A 20,746-nucleotide genomic window follows, 5' to 3' on the forward strand; every position below is an offset into this window, starting at 1 on the left:
TGCCTGTCAATAATGTGGAGAGATAGGGACAGACAAACAAAAAATGTTTGCGTCCCCTTGTTGACTTGGAATCTATTTTGAAGCGGGAGATAAGTTAATGGGAGAGAGGGCTGATGCATCTACACCAAAAATTGTTGGTATCGATGCTTCTGGACGGCATAATAAACTCTTAGCAACCTGGAGTATGCAAATACCCTTATTACCAAAAGTTTTTTCGTGCTGGAGTTTTGCTTGAATAGATTTAATCAAAGCGAAACCGCAAAACTGCATAACTCTCTGTAAAAAATCAGGACGATGTTCTATAATTTCGGGGAAAACAGAGAGATAAGCAATTACCAACTCTCTAATGGAAGGTTGCAGCAAATGTAGAGGAGTTGTTGCTAAACGTAAAGACTCTTGAATCGCCATTGTTTTACTAGTAATCATACTGTGTAGCCAAAGTTGTAGATAGCTGGCTATCAGTGTTCCTAAATCACTAGCTGGATCTCCCCAAGCGCCACGTTCCCAATCAATTAATCGAATAAGACTATCATCTGAGGACGATTCATCAAAAGCAGCTTCTTCCCAACTCAGAGATAGGAGAATATTGTTTAGTTTCAGATCGTTATGGGTTAAACAACAGGGAGTGAAGGCATTACTCAACTCTGCGATCGCCTGTCCTAAGCTATCATAACGTTGATAAAGAGACAAAAATTTTAGTCCATCGGTGGGCAACTTGCCAAAAACTGCCGGGGTAACTCTATCTATGCCAAGATTCAGGTTAGGAGTTCCTTGGCTGAATATTTGGAAAAACTCCTGATAGTCTTGACGGTCAATAGATAGGCGATGGACTGATGCTAAAGTAGTTCCAACTACCCTGGCAATCTCTACGGGAAATAAATTCAAATTCTTTTCCACATAAAAATCCATCAAATCCCGATAGTTAGTTAGATAATTGAAAACAAAGATTGAATTTTCAGGATCAAAATGTACTGCATCCGAAAAATATGAGCGAATGTCGGTTAGTTCTGGGAAAGTTTGCAAAAAATTGTGAACTCGCCATTCTTTGAAAAATTCGCCAGCAGTCCTTCCCTCTCGTTTGTAAGGCTCTTGCTTAATTAGGAGTTTCCGCTCATCTGGTAAGCTGATTAATAAGTTAAAGTTTTTAGCAGGTTTTAGCTCTATTTTGCTTAAAGACTTTTCATCTTGAGTACATAATCCCTGAAGAATCAGGTAATCAAAAGCATTTTGAGAACTCAATAAGAATGATGTCATAGCTTCAGTTAATCGTCAAAGTTAACAACTAAAAAATCTTGCGTAATTAGAAGACATTCTTAATAGATTGATCATCTATTATGTCTACATCGCTATGTGGAGATTGTCATACAATACCTATTGTTTCCGGATGTACGAATCAATCAATAAAATTTTAAAGCAACTCCAGTAGTTTTGCACTTTTTGAATCGATTCACTATTGAGTATTGAATGATTTTGCTAACTCTGCAACTTCATGGATAGTAAATGCCAACAATGCAAATTGAAGATTTTTCAAACCATAGTTAAGCATCTGAGCAAGATCATCATCTGCACCAGCATATATAGATATGTAATCTATGTTGCTAATATCTATGAGTAAACCTTCTGAATCATCGGCATGAAGATCAGAAATAGTAATTCTTGACATGGATTTCAATTCCCAAAAACATTGATCAATTAGTCAATATGAGAATAATTAAGCATCAACTACTTAATCATCTCACTCGTAGTCAGGAAAAAATTAATAAAATTGATCAACTGCTATGATTGATATTGATGAAGCTGTAAATTGCTTAATCCGATAGGCTATCCTTATTTTTGGTAATAAAGAAAGCTGATTATTAATCATATCGGTTTATTCAAAGCTATTTATTACAGCAGATTTGACAGCGATTAAGCACTACACAGCTTAATCGCTAATTCAAAAGTTCTACTGAGCTACATTGCTCTGTAGTCAATTAATAATGGGTATCAACGTCGCTGAAGGACTTGACGATGTGTGCAGTCAAGCTAGCTCCAAAGGCTAACAATGCAAATTCTTGTCCCTTAATACCGTAAGCTAATAGTGGGCCTAAACCTTCGGCAACACTGGAAACATCACCACCATGACCACCACCATAAATAGTAATGGAATCTACATTGTTCAGGTCGTTGAGGAAGCTTTCAGAATCTTGGAACAGTTCAGAGCCAGTAGTATTTAGCTGCGAAAGAGCGATACTAGCCATAATTTTCTCCTAAGATAATTGTCACAATTCAGATGATTTGGCAGCGATTAAGCAATACACAGCTTAATCGCTAATTCAACAAGTTCCACAGAACAATGTAGCTAAATAGTAAACTACAAATTAAAAATGAGTATCAACGTCGCTGAAGGACTTGACGATGTGTGCAGTCAAGCTAGCTCCAAAGGCTAACAATGCAAATTCTTGTCCCTTAATACCGTAAGCTAATAGTGGGTCTATACCTTCGGCAACACTGGAAACATCACCACCATGACCACCACCATAAATAGTAATGGAATCTACATTGTTCAGGTCATTGAGGAAGCTTTCAGAATCTTGGAACAGTTCAGAACCAGTGGTATTTAGCTGCGAAAGAGCGATACTAGCCATAATTTTCTCCTAAGATAATTGTCACAATTCAGCAGATTTGACAGCGATTAAGCTGTGTATTGCTTAATCGCTAATTCAACAAGTTCCACAGAGCAATGTAGCTCAGTAGTAAACTACAAATTAAAAATGAGTATCAACGTCGCTGAAGGACTTGACGATGTGTGCAGTCAAGCTAGCTCCGAAGCCTAACAATGCAAATTCTTGTCCCTTAAGACCGAAAGCTAATAGTGGGTCTATACCTTCGCTAACACTGGAAACATCACCACCATTACCACCACCATAAACAGTGATAGAATCTACATTGTTCAGGTCGTTGAGGAAGCTTTCAGAATCTTGGAACAGTTCAGAACCAGTGGTATTTAGTTGTGAAAGAGCGATACTAGCCATAATTTTCTCCTAAGATAATTGTCACAATTCAGCAGATTTGACAGCGATTAAGCTGTGTATTGCTTAATCGCTAATTCAACAAGTTCCACAGAGCAATGTAGCTCAGTAGTAAACTACAAATTAAAAATGAGTATCAACGTCGCTGAAGGACTTGACGATGTGTGCAGTCAAGCTAGCTCCGAAGCCTAACAATGCGAACTCTTGTCCCTTAACACCGTAAGCTAATAGTGGGCCTAAACCACTGGCAACACTGGAAATATCATTACCACCACCATAAACAGTGATAGAATCTACATTATTTAGGTCGTTGAGGAAGCTTTCAGAATCTTGGAACAGTTCAGAACCAGTGGTATTTAATTGTGAAAGAGCGATACTAGCCATAATTTTCTCCTAAGATAATTGTCACAATTCAGATGATTTGACAGCGATTAAGCTGTGTATTGCTTAATCGCTAATTCAACAAGTTCCACAAAGCAATGTAGCTCAGTAGTAAACTACAAATTAAAGCCAAGGATCAGTATCGCTGAAGGACTTGACGATGTGTGCAGTCAAGCTAGCTCCAAAGGCTAATAATGCAAACTCTTGTCCCTTAACACCGTAAGCTAAAAGTGGGTCTATACCTTCAGCAACACTGGAAACATCACCACCATTACCACCACCATAAATAGTGATAGAATCTACATTGTTCAGGTCGTTGAGGAAGCTTTCAGAATCTTGGAACAGTTCAGAACCAGTGGTATTTAGTTGTGAAAGAGCGATACTAGCCATAATTTTCTCCTACAATGATTCGTCCCGTTTAAAGAGACTTTGGCAGCGATTAAGCTGTGTATTGCTTAACTGCTGATTCCATTTTTATTCATAAAATTTAGAAAGATCAAGCTTGTAAGCCTGATTTGTAAGACATAAATAAATGGGTTGCGTCTTTATTGATGGCTTTATTTTTATTCAAAAAATGTTTAGAAAACATGCTATATTTTTTGTAAAAATTAGCGATCTAAAGATTACCAACTTCTTTGATAAGTCAAGAGTCTAACTTTTCATAACTCAATACGCTTGACTTTTAAGACAGTCGCTACACCTACACAATTTTTAATTTTAAGCCTTAACTGAACCGCATTGGTAGCTGATTAGTATATTTCAAGTTTGTTAAATACAAAAATACTCCACCTGATCTGTTACGAACCTTAGAGACGAGAGGGGTGTATTTCATCAAAGTACCGTATGAAAGTTTTCAGACTTGAAAATCCTGTGTAGATAGGCATGATATTCGGCAGGGCTAGACTAAATCTGTAAACAAAAATCGTGCGCTCTCGATTAATCTAAGAGCGCACGAGCTTAAAGACTATAAAATTCTGATTGTTCACAATTATTGTAAACCAGTTAGTTGTTGTCGTAGGTCTACTATTTGCTGTTCTATATTGCTTAACCAATCATTAACAGTCTCTTTTATATTGTCTTTTGAAAGCATGCCAGAAGTATCTTCATCCTCTCTTCTTGATCTTCTTCTTCTTCCACCCTCTACAGTTCTCATTTCCCAATCGGTTAGTTCGGTGAGCAGATTCACGTCACTATTAGGATGCAGGTTAGATATTAAGATCATGACTATTGATGTACCTCACAAAATCTAGTGATATTAATTGATCTAGTCTGAGATAACATTAAGCTAAAAATCCAGACTCCATCATTTGTATTTTGCAATAAAATCTTAGTCATTTAACTTTTTAAAGCTAATTTTCAAGACATAACTAAAGGATTTTCGTCTTTAAAAGAGATGATTTATATTCTGATCTTGTTTGTCTCCCTAAATGGGTAGAGACGCGATTTATCGCGTCTCTACTTATCGTGACGATCGCAATTTGGATTAATTCTTCGCCTGTGATTGCGAACCAGGAATGGTGACATCTATTGGTGTCACCTGTGCTGCTAGCTGCGTCAATGGCGGTTGAATGGCGGTTTGATTCCCCACCACTAGAGTCACAAGCTTTTCTGGCTTGAGGTATTCTCGTGCTACCCGTTGCACGTCAGCAGCTGTGGTGGCGGCGACTGCTTTTTGATAGCGAAAGAGAAAATCAGCCGGATAGCCGTAATATTCGTATCGCATCAACCGTGATAAGGTTTGGCTGGGGTCTTGAAAGTTGAATACAAAGGAGTTGAGTGTAGATTCTTTGGCAAAAGCTAGTTCTTTTGCTGTCACTCTTTGGGTTTGAATGCGTTTGATTTCAGCTTGTAAGGCTTTGACAAACTGCACCGTAGCATCCGATCGCGTTTGTCCACCAGCGACAAACATGCCAGGATAGTCGTAGCGGGGACTCCACTGGCCATAAACAGAGTAAGCTAAACCTTGGCGCGATCGCAATTCATTAAATAAGCGTCCACCAAATCCATTTAACACCCCATTCAATACATCCAGCGCCGCATAATCGGGACTGTCAAACCGTCCGCCTAAGTGGCCGAGAAGCACACTACTTTGGGTTAATTGTGGCTGATTGACAAAAAAGACTCCGCCTGTGTTAGCTGGCGAAACCGATGGTAATTTGGGTTTGGCAATACCTGGGTTGCGATTCCAGTCGCCAAACTTAGCTTGAATGAGCGATCGCATTTTCTTAGAGTCAAAATCCCCCACAATCCCCAAAATTATATTATTGGGGTGGAAATATTGCTGATAAAAGTTGATCAAATCCTCACGCTCAACCTTATCCACCGTTGCATACTCTATGGTGCGAGAGTATGGACTATCTTTGCCATAGATCAATTTCTTAAATTCTCGATTGGCAATCCCATCTGGGTTGTCATTACGACGAGCAATACCACCCTTCGCTTGCGTCTTAGCCAAGTCTAGCTTTTCTTGAGCAAATGCTGGCGATCGCAGCACCTCGGCAAACAATCCAAACACCGTTTCTAAATCTTCACTCAGTGCATCAAAGCTAGCACTACCAGAACCTTCACCAATACTAGCTTCTACAGATGCCGCTCGTTGTTCTAATATCTCATTGAGTTCATCAGCCGAATGTTGCTTAGTTCCTCCAGTTCGCATTACCGCGCCTGTAAAACCAGCTAACCCAACTTTCTCCATTGGTTCCAAGCGATTTCCTGTTCGCACAAACGCCGTCCCATTCACCAACGGCAATTCGTGATCCTCCATCAAATAGACAACCAAGCCATTTTGGAGAACAAACCGCTCATACTTGGGTATCTTAATCTCAGGTAGCGCTGGCAACTGCAACTCACTATAATGCTTTGCCTCAGTCGTCGCCGCCAGAGAAAAATTACAAGTTAAAAGTAAACACGCAAAAACAGCAACCAAAGCATAAATTAACCCCTTCCCATTTTTGATTTTCAACCCCATTCGCCTTTTACCCTTCACCTTGTATCTCTTCATATCTCTCTTCCTCTGCGCCCTCAGCGCCTCTGCGGTTCGTTTCTCTTAACCTTCTTTCGACAACAACTTCCCAATCGTGCGATTTCCCGGCGTAAACGTCTCCTTCGCCACTCGCTGAATATCAGCCGTCGTTACCGCCGAAATATCATCCAACTGCTTAAACAAATTCCGCCAAGAGCCAGTTTTTACCTCATATTCCAACAACTGTTGAGCCATCCCCATATTTGAATCAAGGGTACGCAGCAAACCCGCCCGTGCTTGGGTTTTCACCCGTTCCAAATCAACCGCCGCGACAGGTTCAGTTTTTAATTTGTCAATTTCTTGGCGCAAAGCCACCGCCACTTCATCAACTGTATGACCAGGAGCCGTGAGAGCATAAAAGAATATCAGGTTTGGATACTTATCTCCAGGAAATCCACTGTAACCTTGAGCATTTAGTGCCAAACGCTGTTTTTCTACCAAAGACTTATACAAGCGCGACGTGCGCCCATCACTTAATAAACTGCCAATGATTTCATAGGTTGCATTATCTGGATGAGTAACTGCTGGACGATGATAACCTTCTAAATACCAGGGTTGAGAAGGTAGTTGTACAGTAACTTCTTGTGTTTGTTTTTGTGGCGGTTCCACCGGGATTTGTTCAACAGCTTTGGTTTTTGCTTTATAGCGGCCAAAATAAGTTTGCGCCAGTTTTTTCACTTCAACCGGATTGACATCTCCGACAATAGCGATCGCTAAATTACTTGGTACGTAGTGAGTATCAAAGAAATTCTGGACATCATCTGGTGTCAGATTGCGGATATCTTGGTCATAACCAATCACCGGACGCTTGTATGGATGGACTTTGTAAGCAGTATCGATAAACTTTTCCACCATTTGTCCAATGGGTGAATTCTCCACCCGCATCCGTCGTTCTTCTAAAATTACATCTTTCTCTTTATAAAACTCACGACGAATTACCGGATCGAGAAATCGTTCCGACTCCAACGAAATCCACAGTTCCAGCTTATTGGCAGGAAAACTGTAAAAATAACGGGTAGCTTCGGTTGAAGTATTAGCATTTAAACCAACACCTCCCGCTTGTTCGACAATTTGTCCCAATTCGTTTTGCTTGACAAGCTTACCTGCTTGTGATTCTACTTGCTTAAACTCAGTTTCTAACCGCGCAACCTCATTTTTCTTGCCATTGGCTTTCGCTGCTTTAATTTGAGTATCTAACTGCTGCAATCTCTCTAGTAGAGGTTTTTCTGCTTTGTAGTCTTGTGTACCAATGCGCGTTGTACCTTTAAACGCCAAATGTTCCAGAAAGTGAGCTACACCGGTTTTACCATCTGGCTCATCCACACCACCAACATTTGCATAAGTCAAAAAGGAAACCACAGGCGCTTGATGCCGTTCTAAGACAAGGAATTTTAGACCATTGTCGAGGCGAAACTCCGTTAACTGTTTAATGACTCGATCCAGATAAGGTTGGATCGAACTTTGAACTGGTGGAGTTGGAGTTTTGGTTTCTTGAGGAGGTGCAATTTGAGTTTGAGCTAGAGCAATTTCTGGTAGTAATCCCCACCAGAAAACGATCAAAGCCAACAAAGTGACAAACAACCGCCGTAATAAATCCAAAAATGACCGACTGATCTGGTTCATAAGCAAAAATTAAGATAAAGTTACACTACCTGAGAAACAGGATACTTAGCAAAAGGACGTTAATGTTGTATTAAGCTTGTTGAGCTTTTTTACTTGACGTTAGACAATAATGCTACAAATCGTGTTCCGCACATTTCACCATAACTTTTATGCGAGTTTTTAATTCTTCCCCACCCTCAGAGGCTCAGACGCGCACCCGGATTTTACAGGCAGCACAACGGTTGTTCGCCTCTCAAGGATTTGACGGCACTACCACCCGTGATCTAGCGCAGGCGGCAGGTGTAGCTGAAGGCACTCTATTTCGTCATTTTCCCAATAAAAAAGCAATTTTAGTAGAAGTAGCCACGAGTGGCTGGGTAGAAATTTTAACAGATTTGCTGACAGAATTAAGTGAAATGGGCAGCTATAAAGCCGTAGCTCAAGTGATGCGTCGCCGGATGTGGAACTTTCAAAAAAATGCCGATTTGATGCGCGTTTGTTTTATGGAGGTGCAGTTTCACCCCGATTTGCGCGATCGCATTCAATTAGAAGTCATTACCAAAATGACTGATGTGGGTGAAGCATTCTTTCAAACAGCTATGGATAAAGGCATCTATCGCAAAATGGACGCAAAGCTAGTTGCTAAAGTTTTCTTAGGAATGTTTGCGATCGCAGGTTTTTCTAACAACACCATTATGGAACCTGACGCTTCCCCCCAACAAATGCAGGAAATGGCCGAAGGACTCGCTGATATCTTCCTCAATGGTGTCTTGGTTAAAGATTAGGGCATTGGGCAAAGACTTACTCCAACTTCCCACCATTCTCCATTCCCCATTCTCCATTCCCTACTCAGCACTCAGCACTATTTTCGCCTGCTGACTCCACTGTTGTACTAGCTCAATTGCTGGACACAAATCTCGTCGCTGCATTGTTGCTACTTGCAAGCGCATAATTTGTTGGTGCAATCGGTGAGTGGGAGTCTGTGCCAATTGTGCTACGGAACCAATACCTGCGTGGAGCAATAAACCACAATATTGTATACCTACGCTGGGAATACGCGCTAAGTCAGCTAAAGCCATCCATTTATTTACATACTGAAGGTGAATCTGTAATTTATTTGCTAAGGCCAGCCGTGCCTCTAGAGTCTTTCCTTGTTTGACTAGCGCTACTGTGGTATCAATCCCACAATTTTGCAGCTGTGATTGTTCGTCGTGGCTGAGTCCAGGTAATTGCTCGATTGGCCAGTCACGAGATGCGAGCAGATTTCGATTATTTGTATTTTTAGCAGACATTTTAAAACTAAATAATAGGCTTGTTCACTTACGTATACAGCCATCCTAAATCATTCATGAAGAACAAGATACCCTCATCCTCTTCAAAACCGGGTATTTAAACCTTATACTTTTGGCGTTTTTTTCCTGCTACCCTACGGGAATATTTCAGATCTAAATGTAACCTACTACAATGGCATTGTATCGACTAACAATGGCATTGTATTGACTGACAATGCCATTGTATTGACTAGCAATGCCATTGCATTGACTAACAATGCCATTGCATTGACTAACAATGCCATTGCATTGACTAACAATGCCATTGCATCGACTAACAATGCCATTGCATCGACTAACATTAAGATGGGTGTAATAGTTAAAATCTAACTTGTTCATAGTGGATTGCAAAAAACCTATGACACCGATTCCGAAAAGCGCAGCCCAGTTGTATGAAATAGACTTTGTAGCATGGACAGAAAAGACTGTACAACTTATTCGTGCTGAACAATTTGAACAGGTAGACTGGGATAGTGTGATTGAGGAAATTGAGAACTTGGGACGGTCTGAACGGCGGGAATTGAAAAGCCGCTTGGAGGTATTATTACAGCATTTGTTAAAGTGGGAATATCAGTCTAATTTGCGGAGTGGCTCTTGGCGAAATACGATTAACGAGCAACGTAATCGGATTACAGATTTGTTACAAGAGAGTCCCAGCCTCAAGTCATATCCAGAAGAAGTTTTAGCCCAATGTTACGATCGCGGATTGAAAGCTGCTAGTAATGAAACTGAACTACCAATAAATACCTTTCCAGTAAAATGTCCTTATCTCGTTGCCCAAGTTCTCGATGCTGAGTTTTTGCCGGATGCGATTGATTTGTAATAGCAGGCTTATGCAGTAAATAACTCACCTCGCAGAACAGTTACCGCTTGTCCAGCGAGAAAAACGCGATCGCCTCCGTCATAGCGTACTTTTACCACTCCACCGCGACGAGATGCTTGATAAGCCAATAACTCATCTTTGTGTAAGCGATCGCGCCAGAAGGGAGCAAGACAGCAATGAGTAGCGCCAGTTACAGGGTCTTCATCAATTCCTAAACCCGGTGCAAATAAACGAGAGACAAAATCATATTCAGAATCAGGGTCGGTGAGGCTGGTGACAATGATCTCAGAAATAGGCAAAGTTTTTAATATTTGAAAATTTGGCTGTACTTGCCGTACCAAATCTTCAGATTCCAATTCCACTAAATAGCCAAAAGAATTTAAAAAAACAGATTTGTATGGTACACCCAAAGCTTGCTTGAGTTCTCGTGGAGCAACTGTTTCTTGTGAGTGATTCACAGGAAAATCTAACTCAATCCACTCACCTTGCAACTTAGCAATCAGCACTCCGCTTTTGGTGTAGAACCGCGCAACTTCATTCTCCGATAAATACCCCTGTGACCAAAGTACATGGGCACTAGCTAAGGTTGCGTGACCACAAAGAGGCACTTCTATCGTCGGCGTAAACCAACGCAGATTGAAGCCATCATCCTGTTTAACTAAAAAAGCTGTCTCAGATAAATTCATCTCCTGCGCCACATTCTGCATCCAGCGTTCATTTTGGCGAGTAGGCAAAACACAGACAGCAGCAGGATTTCCTGCGAAAGGTCTATTGGTAAAAGCATCAACCTGAGTAATGATTTGTCCCATTAGAGTCACCCTAAAAATTAGACAGCAATATACTTATCAGGAGTGTGTTAGAAATTTATGCTGCTAGTTAAGATTATTTTTAGGCTCATTACTACGCGTCTAGAGCGCACTAAAATTCATTTAAGCATTTATTGTTCCTCTCTGTATCCTCTGCGCCTTGTTCCAAAGACAAAAATTTATAGCTTTAACCCAAGCGTATTAGTCTATAGGAATTTTCGATGTGGAATAGAGCCACTGGTTCATAAGGGCACACAATCATGCTGTTACATCAAAATGGAAATCGCCATATACAGTACCTTATAAATTAGGAATACAATCTCCAAAAACTAGGGTCAATGTCTAAGCAAAACGGAAATATGGGGATAAAAATCTTCAGAAGCATCTTTGCTGCTGTCAACTTAGCGCTAATTTCTGGAGGATTAGTTAGTTGTGCTGTTGAAGTACCACAGCCACTTGCACCAACAGAGCAACAAAAACCAGTCGTACAACCTAACCAACAACCTAAGCAGAACGACAAAGATGATGATGACAAAAATAGCGATCGCAAAGATGATAAACACGACGATAAAGACGAAAAAGATGATAACGACTAAATAAAGGCAAAACTATAACCTTGGGTTTCCATTTATGCTTATCCCACAAACTTCTACTTCCTTCGTCGATTGTTTACGCCTCCGACGGCAGAAACTAGCAAACCTCATTAAGTTTCCCGTAATTCTGTGGTCAGGTAGCAACAGTCCCCGCAACTTTCCAGCAAATCCCTTTCCATTTCGCGCTAACAGTCATTTCCTCTATTTTGCCGGACTGCCATTATCAAATGCGGCAATTCGTTTAGAAGGGGGCAAGCTAGAACTATTCATGGACGATCCATCACCTAGTAGCACCCTTTGGCATGGAGAAATGCCAACGCGCAATGAAATAGCCCAGAAGATTGGGGCAGATGTGGCAGAGCCAATGACAGAATTAGAGTCTTGGGTAGAAGATGCTGTCACACTTGCTGTACAAGATGCAGCGACATGGACGCAACAATCGCAGCTATTAAATAGATGGGTTTTACCCCAAAGTCCTCCCCAAGGAATTGACTTAGATTTAGCTAAAGCGATCGCTTCTATCCGCCTCACTCACGATGAAGCTGCATTAACCGAGTTGCGAAAAGCTGCTGCTGTCACTGTTGAAGCACACAAAGCTGGGATGGCAGCAACACCTCAAGCCAAACTAGAAGCAGAAGTTCGTGCAGCGATGGAAGGGGTAATTATTGCCCACAATATGACCACCTCTTACAACAGTATTGTCACCGTTCACGGCGAAGTTTTGCATAACGAACACTATCACCACCCCTTGCAACCAGGTGATTTACTACTTGCCGATGTTGGCGCTGAAACTGAGATGGGTTGGGCAGGTGATGTCACTCGTACATGGCCAGTTTCCGGTAAGTTTTCATCTACCCAGAGAGATATTTATAATGTAGTGCTGGCCGCTCATGATGCTTGCATTGCCAGAATACAGCCTGGTGTAGAGTATGAGGATATTCATCTATTAGCTGCCACAGTTATAGCTGAAGGTTTAGTAGAGTTAGGCATTTTCCAAGGGAATCCCCAATATTTAGTAGAGATGGATGCCCACGCGCTGTTTTTCCCTCATGGTATCGGTCATCTACTGGGTTTAGATGTCCATGATATGGAAGATTTGGGAGATTTAGCAGGGTATGAAGAAGGACGGAAAAGGAGCGATCGCTTTGGCTTAAGCTACCTCCGTTTAAATCGTCCCCTGCGTCCAGGAATGTTGGTAACAATTGAACCTGGTTTTTATCAAGTACCAGCAATTTTAAATGATGCCAATGTTCGCTCAAAATATCAGAATGTAGTGAATTGGCAACGTTTATCTGAATTTGCCGATGTGCGCGGAATTCGCATCGAAGATGATGTTCTAGTTACCGCAGAAGGTAGCGAAGTTTTAACAGCCGCATTACCGAATGATGCCGATACTATAGAAAATTTAGTCAATGGCTGAGTTTATACTGACAGGCATCTATAAAGGATATTTAATTACTGGATTCACCTTTGATGTAGCCGAGCATTTGATTTCGTACATCACGTTTAGCTCGTGAATCCAGTAAGATTCCTAACATACAGGCATCGCGCTCATGGTCAGTATTAAGCTGTTGTGCTGGATCTCGATTTACATACACTTCAGCAATTTTTACGCTTTCTCCAACTACCTCAAAACGCACTTTGAAAATGCAAAAACCAGTCCAACTACGATGCAAGAATAGCCAAGGAGCCTCATAAAAAATAAACCACTTATCTTCCATCTACTCTGGAATGACTCCAGCAGTAATTTGGTTAAATTCTTCTTGTGAGTAAAGTTTTTCTACTGTCAAATTTGTCGATGCAGAAGGCATCTGTTCTGTTTTCCAATCATCACGTTTGGCTATTCGCATAGTATAAATAAAACTACTCTCATGTTTGTTAATTGGCACTGCAAAAATATAATATGATACCTTATGATATCTAAAATAATTCCAAATTCATGAGAAAAAACCCCATAGGCTTACTGCTCAACGGAGTTATTGTCAGCTTCGGACTGTTGCCATTATTAGCTCAAGCACAGCAGCCAGTATCGGTTTCTGATGCCCAAGTTGCAGCGATGGTAGAGGCATTGCGACAGGCTGCACCGCAGATCAAAAATCCCAATGATGGATATTACAGCGAATGGCAAGTGAAACCAGAAACCCTCAAAGGCTGGACAAGAACTTGTCTCAAACGAGAACTAACACCGACACAGTTTGAAAACAATCCTGCGATCGCTCGCCAAGTTATCTCTTGCATTACCCGCCGTGAGTTAACCAATCAGTTCCGCGCCACCAATAATAATGAAATTGCATCTGTGCGCGGCGCAGCTTGTTGGTGGATGACTGGTAGCTATACAGGTTGTAACAAAGGCTTCACTGCTGAGTATGTGCAAAAAGTTGTCCGCTTTTATCAACAACAGCCTTCAAAACCAGCAGCAACTAAATCATAAAATTTCATCAAAGTGCCTAACGCGCCCCTATTTAACACGGTGCGTTACGCTATCGCTAACATACGCAATAGAACTCATATTTGATTGCGTGAAAAAACTCCGTACAACTCAAAAAGCCTTCTTGCCTCTTGCCTTCCCACGTAACTATAGCTACGCTACGCGAACCAAAATCAAACCAGATTCCTATATTTAAGATTTACTTTATAAATAGTCTCTCAACCTATAATCTGAAAAATAAAGAAGGGAATACTAAAAGTAAGTATTTCTGTTTCTTTATACTTTATGATAACAAACAGTCCTGAAACGTCGAACTTATTAGACCTGCAAGAGTGTCACAAACAGCTACAGTTAACGGTTCAGTACCAAAAAATATTGGCGAGAATTCTGGCTAAGATTCGCGCATCTGTAAATATAGAATCCTTATGTTCGACTTCTTGTCAAGATATTTGTCGGCAGTTAAAGATTGAGCGAGTTGCAATCTACCGCTTCAACACTGACTGGAGCGGTAGTTTTATTAATCGTTTTGGCTTTGCAGAACATCCTTGGGATGCATTGACTGCCTTTGGACAGGACTTGGTGTGGCAAGATTCGCATTTGCAAGAAACTCAGGGAGGGCGATATCGCAAAAATGAGCCGTTTGCTGTGGCTGACATTTACGATGCAGGGCACGCTCGTTGTCATATTGAAGTATTAGAACAGTTTCAGATTCGGGCCTATGCGATTGCACCGATTTTTATTGGTGCAAAATTATGGGGAATGCTGGCAGCCTATCAACACTCTGCTCCTCGCCAATGGTGGCCTCACGAAGTTGAATTCTTAGCCCAAGCTGCCAGCCATCTCGGTGTGGCAATGCAGCAGGCAGAAACCCTAGAACAAACTAAACAACGCACAGCCGAACTGCAAGATGCGATCGCACGGCAACGTGCTTTGACGGAAGTGGTAGGAAATATTCGCTCCTCTGTGAATCCCGAAATTATTCTAGACACTGCCTGTCAAGAACTATGCAAACTCCTGAAGTTAGAGCGGGCAGCAATTTATCGCTTTAATGAAGATTGGAGCGGCGAATTTGTCAGCCAATTCGGGATGGTAGAGGCGCAATGGCACAGAATTCATCCCTTTGGCAAAAATCTCGTTTGGCAAGATACCCACCTCCAAGAAACCAAAGGTGGACGCTACCGCAATAACGAAAGTTTTGTTGTCAACGACATCTACCAAGCCGGACACTCGCGTTGTCACATCGATATTCTGGAGCAATTCAAGATTCGGGCATATACTTTAGCACCCATCTTCATCGGTCCAAAACTGTGGGGACTGATAGCAGCCTATCAACACTCCGGGCCGCGCCAATGGGCAAATTACGAAGTGGAGTTCCTGGCACAGGTAGGGGCACAATTGGGAGTGGCGATTCAGCAAGCCGAGAATTTGGCTCAGTCGAAACAACAGGCAGTTGCTCTCAAAGATGCGATCGCTCGGCAACGGGCACTAACTGAAGTAGTCGGTAAAATTCGTTCCTCTCTCAATATTGATTTAATCCTAAAAACTACATGCCAAGAAGTGTGTAAACTACTGCGAGTTGAGCGAGTTGGCGTTTATCGCTTCAATGAAGATTGGAGTGGCGAATTCGTGAGTAATTTCGGCATGGTTGAGGCACAGTGGGACAGCATCAATCCCTTTGGCAAAAATCTCGTTTGGGAGGATACCCACCTCCAAGAGACCAAAGGCGGACGCTATCGCAACAACGAAAATTTTGCTGTAGAGGATATTTACCAAGCCGGACACTCGCGCTGTCACCTCGATATTTTGGAGCAGTTCAAGATTCGCGCTTATGCGTTAACCCCAATTTTTGTAGGACGGAATTTGTGGGGATTGCTGGCTGCCTATCAACATTCTGCACCGCGCCAGTGGGATAGTGTGGAAGTGGAATTTTTGGGACAGGTTGCTAGCCAACTGGGAGTAGCACTGCAAAGTTCTCAAATGGTGACTCAAATTCAAACTCGCGCTGATGAACTGCAACAATCGGCTGAACAGCGGAGGATTTTATTTGATTTGGTCGTCAAAATTCGGGAATCGTTAGATTTAGAGACAATCTTGAAGACTACAGTACAGGAAGTGCGGCGATCGCTGAATACAGATCGAGTCGGCATTTTCCGCTTCGATCCGAACGTCGGTTTTTGCAGTGGTGAATTTATTGCTGAAGATGTCTTACCCAAATTCGATTCTGCTCTTGCTGTGAAGGTGCAAGACTATTGCTTTGGCGATCAATATGCACCGCAATATCGCCAAGGGCAAGTGCAAGTTATATCTGATGTCAACAGCGTTGGCTCCAAAGTACCTCATCTTGATGTGATTGAGCGATTCCAAGTCAAAGCACAGATTATTGTGCCATTGATGGAAGGTGATGAACTGTGGGGATTGTTGTGCATTCACCAATGCACCCATACACGTCATTGGGAAGAAGCTGAATTGGAATTTGTCACCCAAGTGGCGGCTCAACTGAGTGTAGCGCTGCGTCAAGCCAACTTGTTTCAACAATCTAGTTTGCTGGGTCAAACTCGTGAAGAAGCGAATCAACTCGCGCAGACTCTAAATGAACTGCGGACTGCTCAAATGCAAATTATCCACGCTGAAAAAATGGCCAGCTTGGGGCAACTGGTAGCGGGAGTTGCCCATGAAATTAATAACCCGATTAATTTCATTCACGGCAACTTAGAACACGCCCACCAATATACGCAAGAATTGCTTCGCTATGTGCAGCTTTATTGGCATCATTATCCTGATGCTGCACCAGAAATCCGAGAGTTTTTCAAAAAAGCCGAAATAGAGTATTTGGTCGACGACTTACCTCAATTATTCCAATCCATGCAAGTTGGTACTGAACGCATTCGTGAAATTGTCACCTCATTGCGGAACTTCTCGCGCCTAGACGAAGCTGACTTCAAACCAGCAAATATTCACGAAGGCATCGACAGTACATTGATGATTTTGCAAAACCGCTTGAAGCCTTCAGGTGATAGCCTCACCATTCATGTGAGCAAAGACTATGGTACGTTACCTCTGATAGAATGCTATCCCGGTCAGTTGAATCAGGTATTTATGAATTTGCTGTCCAATGCCATTGATGCCTTAGAAGAGCGAACTACGCAGAAATCTTCCGAAGTGCTTGCAAAAAACCCCAACACAATCCAAATTTCTACCTCCCTGCTCAATAAAGACTGGATTGTGATTCGCATAGCCGACAACGGACTCGGCATAGATGAAAAAGTCCTCTCTCGACTGTTCGATCCATTTTTTACTACCAAGGTTGTCGGTAAAGGGACAGGACTAGGACTATCTATCAGCTACCAGATAGTAACAGAGAAACATAACGGCAAAATCTACTGCCAATCTGAACTTGGCAAAGGTACAGAGTTTGTGGTTGAGTTGCCGGTTCGTCAAGTTACAACTAAAAAACCAGTAGCTAGTTAAGGGGTTAGACCAGGAATAAGCAAAGAGGCAAAGTGATGATTTTTGCCAACTCACTTGACAAATTATCACTTGGCACACAGTACTGTTTTGGTGACAGAAGTATTACATAATTGCTTTACCTTTTCGGCAACCCAATCAACGCGATCTTTTCCCCAAAATCTCTCGCCTTCGACTACCCAAGTCGGGACTCCGGGACAGCCAAACTTTTCGTATTCTGCCAAAGCTGCCACTGCTGCTTGTTTGGCTGCTTCCCCGTAGATTAACTCAAGAATGCGATCGCCATTCAATCCAATACCATTTGCAACTTTCCTAATCACAGACTCATCGTTAACATCAAGAAGATCGATGTACGTCGATCGAAAAAAAGCTGCATCAAGCAGATGCTCCTTCCCAGTTCCACAAGCAGCGTAATACGCTCTTGCAGGAAGTTCTTCCCGACCAAATTTTATTTTCTCCCAGCGCTTGACCCACCGACCAAATTCTTCAAGTTCCTTGAGCCGAATTTCAATGCCGTACTTTTTCGCCCACCGCAAACAATCTTCTTTGTGATACGAAGATAAAAGGGCGCTTTCACTTCGTCCTTGTAAATCAGCTACCTTTATACCTCGTTCCTTTGGTATGTAGATTGGTCTTCGTTCAACATCAACAGGTAAACCCTGCAATGCTTTTTCGGCAAGAGCAACACCAATATATGAATTCGCCGAGTGGTATATCGAGTATGAATATACTTTGATTCGCTGCGATATCTATCTAAATTAATTTGCTATTTTAATATTAAATTTTGCTTCTAACCCATTGACGAAATTCTTTAACTAATTCCAAATAATCTTTTTCTCCCACCTGCTCTAAAAAATTAGAAATTTCTGTTAATGGCAGATTGGGAAATGCTAAACTTTGTTCAACAGATATATATTTCTGATTTTGTAAAACGTTAATACTAAAAGAATTGCCATCATATCGCCAGATTTCAGGCACACCCATATCAGCATAGACTTCAAAACGATTTTTAGAACTGCTAGTAATATCAATTTCTACTACCAAATCTGGCGGTGGGTCTTGTTGCAAATTAATTCTTTTTTTACCTTTTATTAACTGGATATTTCTAATGTAAAAAGATTCATCTGGTTCTGCACCACTTAATTCTGGGCGCTTGAAAGTAGTAGAACCAAGGGGTTGGATATTGACTTCTAATTCTTCAGCTAGAGTTTCAATAAATCGACCTAAGACTTTTTTATAACTCTCATGTTCAGGTGAAGGAACCATGATTTCTAAAGTACCTCGATTGTAAGTAAGCCGGAGGCGGCGACTAGCGCTAAGTTCAGTTAGCAAGTTTTCGTATGTTTGCCAACTGATACCCGATAGGTGGACGATTTCTGTGGGTTGAAGCAGTGTGTTGCTAGTCATAGCGATATGTGATGTAGGTTCTCGCTGTACAATAGCCCTTCTTCGCCTCATTGTACTTTAAGCTCAATCTTCTATAAAGGTAGGTATCTGGTTGCTACAGTCGCGGTGAAAACTACTAAGCTGGTAAATAGCACGTTTAAAATTTAGCGGAAATTCGGAATCGCATTTATCGGCGGTTCAAAATTCCTCATTGGCGAACTACCTGTAATTACATTATGTTTGATGCTCTATCTGACCGTTTAGAAGCCGCCTGGAAAAAACTGCGGGGACAGGACAAAATTTCTCAATCCAACATTCAAGATGCATTGCGCGAAGTGCGCCGCGCCTTGTTGGAGGCAGATGTCAATCTCCAGGTAGTCAAAGATTTTATTAGCGAAGTCGAAGCCAAAGCCCAGGGAGCCGAGGTAGTTACCGGCGTGCGACCTGACCAACAGTTCATCAAAATTGTTCACGATGAACTGGTGGAGGTGATGGGAGAAGAAAATGTTCCCATCGCAGAAGCTAAGGAAAAGCCTACTATTGTCTTGATGGCTGGTTTGCAAGGTACTGGTAAAACCACAGCTACCGCTAAGTTAGCCTTACATCTGAGAAAATTAGATCGTAGCTGTTTGTTGGTAGCGACAGACGTATATCGCCCAGCAGCGATCGACCAGTTGCTGACGTTAGGTAAGCAAATTGACGTACCAGTATTTGAACTAGGAAGCGACGCAGATCCCGTAGAAATTGCTCGACAGGGCGTAGAACGCGCTAGGGCAGAGGGTGTAAACACAGTAATTATTGATACTGCTGGTCGTCTGCAAATTGACGAAGATATGATGGCGGAATTAGCCCGCATCAAAGCAACTGTCCAACCCCATGAAACTCTGTTGGTGGTGGACGCGATGACTGGTCAAGAGGCAGCAAATCTGACTCGCACCTTCCATGAGCAGATCGGAATTACTGGGGCGATTCTCACCAAAATGGATGGTGATAGCCGTGGTGGTGCAGCGCTGTCAGTGCGAAAGATTTCGGGAGCGCCGATTAAATTTGTGGGCGTGGGTGAGAAAGTCGAGGCGCTGCAACCCTTTTACCCCGATCGCATGGCATCCCGAATTTTGGGAATGGGCGATGTGCTAACTCTAGTAGAAAAAGCCCAAGAAGAGTTCGATTTAGCAGATGCTGAGAAAATGCAGGAGAAAATCCTGTCAGCAAAGTTTGACTTTACAGACTTTCTCAAGCAGTTGCGGATGCTAAAGAACATGGGTTCTCTGGGAGGCTTCATCAAGATGATCCCAGGGATGAACAAGCTCTCAGACGACCAACTCAAGCAGGGAGAAACCCAGCTTAAGCGCTGTGAGGCGATGATTAACTCCATGACCCGCCAAGAACGCCACGACCCCGATTTATTAGCCAGTTCTCCCAGTCGGCGGCGGCGGATTGCTTCTGGCTCCGGCTATAGAGAGTCAGATGTGACTAAACTGGTGGGTGATTTCCAAAAAATGCGATCGCTCATGCAGCAAATGGGTCAAGGTGGCTTCCCTGGAATGCCGGGAATGTTCGGCGGTGGCGGCGGTATGGGCAATGCCTTCGCAGGTGCAGGTAATCGTCCCGCAGCCCCCGGATGGCGTGGCTATGGTGGCGATGCAGGCACGAAAAAGAAAAAAACCAAAGAGAAAAAGAAAAAAGGGTTCGGCAATCTTTAATTATTGGGCACTTGTACTGAGCGGAGTCGAAGTATGGGGCATTGGTAATTTACAAATGACAAATGACCAATGACCAATGACTAATAGCAGCAAATGCTAGGCAGTGCTAAAATTAGCATTTCGACCTCAGAATTTATCAGCAGAGGAAACTAACCCTCCATTTCTTGGCAACAGCCAGATTGAGGTTACTTCTTC

24 protein-coding genes are annotated in these 20,746 nt (G+C 42.3%); 7 read left to right on the top strand and 17 right to left on the bottom strand.

The features are described 5' to 3' along the window. Positions 1-72: 72 nt before the first annotated feature. From H6G86_RS16610 to H6G86_RS16655, 10 genes are all read right to left on the bottom strand, one after another. Positions 73-1,254: a phosphotransferase family protein gene (locus tag H6G86_RS16610; protein ID WP_190935229.1), complete on the bottom strand. Its 1,182-nt coding sequence runs from the start codon at positions 1,252-1,254 to the stop codon at positions 73-75. 196 nt (positions 1,255-1,450) lie between these two features. Then, positions 1,451-1,663 carry a hypothetical protein gene (locus tag H6G86_RS16615; protein WP_190935230.1) on the bottom strand — a complete coding sequence of 71 codons (213 nt, stop codon included), beginning with the start codon at positions 1,661-1,663 and terminating at the stop codon, positions 1,451-1,453. 310 nt (positions 1,664-1,973) lie between these two features. Continuing rightward, on the bottom strand, positions 1,974-2,240 hold the full coding sequence (locus tag H6G86_RS16620; RefSeq protein ID WP_190935231.1) for a hypothetical protein: 267 nt from the start codon (positions 2,238-2,240) through the stop codon (positions 1,974-1,976). 120 nt (positions 2,241-2,360) lie between these two features. Next, positions 2,361-2,627 carry a hypothetical protein gene (locus H6G86_RS16625; RefSeq protein WP_190935232.1) on the bottom strand — a complete coding sequence of 89 codons (267 nt, stop codon included), beginning with the start codon at positions 2,625-2,627 and terminating at the stop codon, positions 2,361-2,363. 120 nt (positions 2,628-2,747) lie between these two features. Continuing rightward, positions 2,748-3,014, bottom strand: coding sequence for a hypothetical protein (locus tag H6G86_RS16630; protein ID WP_190935233.1), 267 nt, complete (start codon positions 3,012-3,014; stop codon positions 2,748-2,750). 120 nt (positions 3,015-3,134) lie between these two features. Beyond that, on the bottom strand, positions 3,135-3,395 hold the full coding sequence (locus tag H6G86_RS16635; RefSeq protein WP_179074876.1) for a hypothetical protein: 261 nt from the start codon (positions 3,393-3,395) through the stop codon (positions 3,135-3,137). A 120-nt stretch (positions 3,396-3,515) separates the two neighbouring features. Then, positions 3,516-3,782: a hypothetical protein gene (locus H6G86_RS16640; protein WP_190935234.1), complete on the bottom strand. Its 267-nt coding sequence runs from the start codon at positions 3,780-3,782 to the stop codon at positions 3,516-3,518. Positions 3,783-4,380: 598 nt separating this feature from the next. After that, a complete protein-coding gene (locus H6G86_RS16645; protein WP_190935235.1) occupies positions 4,381-4,614 on the bottom strand; it encodes a hypothetical protein in 234 nt (77 codons plus the stop codon). A 261-nt stretch (positions 4,615-4,875) separates the two neighbouring features. Next, positions 4,876-6,393: a M16 family metallopeptidase gene (locus tag H6G86_RS16650; RefSeq protein ID WP_242064839.1), complete on the bottom strand. Its 1,518-nt coding sequence runs from the start codon at positions 6,391-6,393 to the stop codon at positions 4,876-4,878. Between the two features lie 45 nt (positions 6,394-6,438). Continuing rightward, the gene (locus H6G86_RS16655) at positions 6,439-8,037 is read right to left on the bottom strand and encodes a M16 family metallopeptidase (protein WP_190935236.1); all 1,599 of its coding nucleotides are present in this window, start codon (positions 8,035-8,037) and stop codon (positions 6,439-6,441) included. Between the two features lie 149 nt (positions 8,038-8,186). Here H6G86_RS16655 and H6G86_RS16660 point away from each other — a divergent pair, with 149 nt between their 5' ends. Next, on the top strand, positions 8,187-8,801 hold the full coding sequence (locus tag H6G86_RS16660; protein ID WP_190728845.1) for a TetR/AcrR family transcriptional regulator: 615 nt from the start codon (positions 8,187-8,189) through the stop codon (positions 8,799-8,801). 60 nt (positions 8,802-8,861) lie between these two features. Here the strand turns inward: H6G86_RS16660 and H6G86_RS16665 are convergent, their stop codons facing one another. Next, entirely contained in the window at positions 8,862-9,308 is a 447-nt protein-coding gene (locus H6G86_RS16665; protein ID WP_190935237.1) for a DUF4332 domain-containing protein, read from the bottom strand. A 167-nt stretch (positions 9,309-9,475) separates the two neighbouring features. Continuing rightward, positions 9,476-9,649, bottom strand: coding sequence for a hypothetical protein (locus tag H6G86_RS16670; protein ID WP_190935238.1), 174 nt, complete (start codon positions 9,647-9,649; stop codon positions 9,476-9,478). Between the two features lie 56 nt (positions 9,650-9,705). On the opposite strand from H6G86_RS16670, the gene H6G86_RS16675 reads away from it, so the two are divergent. Then, positions 9,706-10,170, top strand: coding sequence for a DUF29 domain-containing protein (locus tag H6G86_RS16675; protein WP_190935239.1), 465 nt, complete (start codon positions 9,706-9,708; stop codon positions 10,168-10,170). A gap of 8 nt (positions 10,171-10,178) precedes the next feature. Here H6G86_RS16675 and H6G86_RS16680 read toward each other — a convergent pair whose 3' ends face one another. Next, positions 10,179-10,979, bottom strand: a complete 801-nt coding sequence (locus H6G86_RS16680; protein WP_190935240.1) for a PhzF family protein — start codon at positions 10,977-10,979, stop codon at positions 10,179-10,181. 335 nt (positions 10,980-11,314) lie between these two features. Here H6G86_RS16680 and H6G86_RS16685 point away from each other — a divergent pair, with 335 nt between their 5' ends. Continuing rightward, positions 11,315-11,572 carry a hypothetical protein gene (locus H6G86_RS16685; RefSeq protein WP_190935241.1) on the top strand — a complete coding sequence of 86 codons (258 nt, stop codon included), beginning with the start codon at positions 11,315-11,317 and terminating at the stop codon, positions 11,570-11,572. Positions 11,573-11,606: 34 nt separating this feature from the next. Then, on the top strand, positions 11,607-12,989 hold the full coding sequence (locus H6G86_RS16690; protein WP_190935242.1) for an aminopeptidase P family protein: 1,383 nt from the start codon (positions 11,607-11,609) through the stop codon (positions 12,987-12,989). Between the two features lie 31 nt (positions 12,990-13,020). Here H6G86_RS16690 and H6G86_RS16695 read toward each other — a convergent pair whose 3' ends face one another. Both H6G86_RS16695 and H6G86_RS39555 read right to left on the bottom strand, forming a co-directional pair. Then, a complete protein-coding gene (locus tag H6G86_RS16695; protein ID WP_190935243.1) occupies positions 13,021-13,290 on the bottom strand; it encodes a hypothetical protein in 270 nt (89 codons plus the stop codon). Continuing rightward, positions 13,291-13,419, bottom strand: coding sequence for a hypothetical protein (locus tag H6G86_RS39555; protein ID WP_277883611.1), 129 nt, complete (start codon positions 13,417-13,419; stop codon positions 13,291-13,293). Between the two features lie 89 nt (positions 13,420-13,508). Here H6G86_RS39555 and H6G86_RS16700 point away from each other — a divergent pair, with 89 nt between their 5' ends. Beyond that, a complete protein-coding gene (locus tag H6G86_RS16700; protein WP_190935244.1) occupies positions 13,509-14,000 on the top strand; it encodes a hypothetical protein in 492 nt (163 codons plus the stop codon). Between the two features lie 282 nt (positions 14,001-14,282). Continuing rightward, positions 14,283-17,465 (top strand): GAF domain-containing sensor histidine kinase, encoded by a 3,183-nt coding sequence (locus H6G86_RS16705; protein WP_190935245.1) that lies wholly within the window; start codon positions 14,283-14,285, stop codon positions 17,463-17,465. A gap of 65 nt (positions 17,466-17,530) precedes the next feature. Here H6G86_RS16705 and H6G86_RS16710 read toward each other — a convergent pair whose 3' ends face one another. Together H6G86_RS16710 and H6G86_RS16715 are read right to left on the bottom strand one after the other, a co-directional pair. Next, positions 17,531-18,127: a DsbA family protein gene (locus H6G86_RS16710; RefSeq protein WP_242064840.1), complete on the bottom strand. Its 597-nt coding sequence runs from the start codon at positions 18,125-18,127 to the stop codon at positions 17,531-17,533. Positions 18,128-18,239: 112 nt separating this feature from the next. Then, a complete protein-coding gene (locus H6G86_RS16715; protein ID WP_190935246.1) occupies positions 18,240-18,869 on the bottom strand; it encodes a Uma2 family endonuclease in 630 nt (209 codons plus the stop codon). A gap of 215 nt (positions 18,870-19,084) precedes the next feature. On the opposite strand from H6G86_RS16715, the gene ffh reads away from it, so the two are divergent. Continuing rightward, positions 19,085-20,551: a signal recognition particle protein gene (gene ffh / locus H6G86_RS16720; RefSeq protein WP_114082505.1), complete on the top strand. Its 1,467-nt coding sequence runs from the start codon at positions 19,085-19,087 to the stop codon at positions 20,549-20,551. Positions 20,552-20,746: the final 195 nt, after the last annotated feature.

Source organism: Nostoc sp. FACHB-133 (assembly GCF_014698055.1).
Classification (GTDB): Bacteria; Cyanobacteriota; Cyanobacteriia; order Cyanobacteriales; family Nostocaceae; genus Nostoc.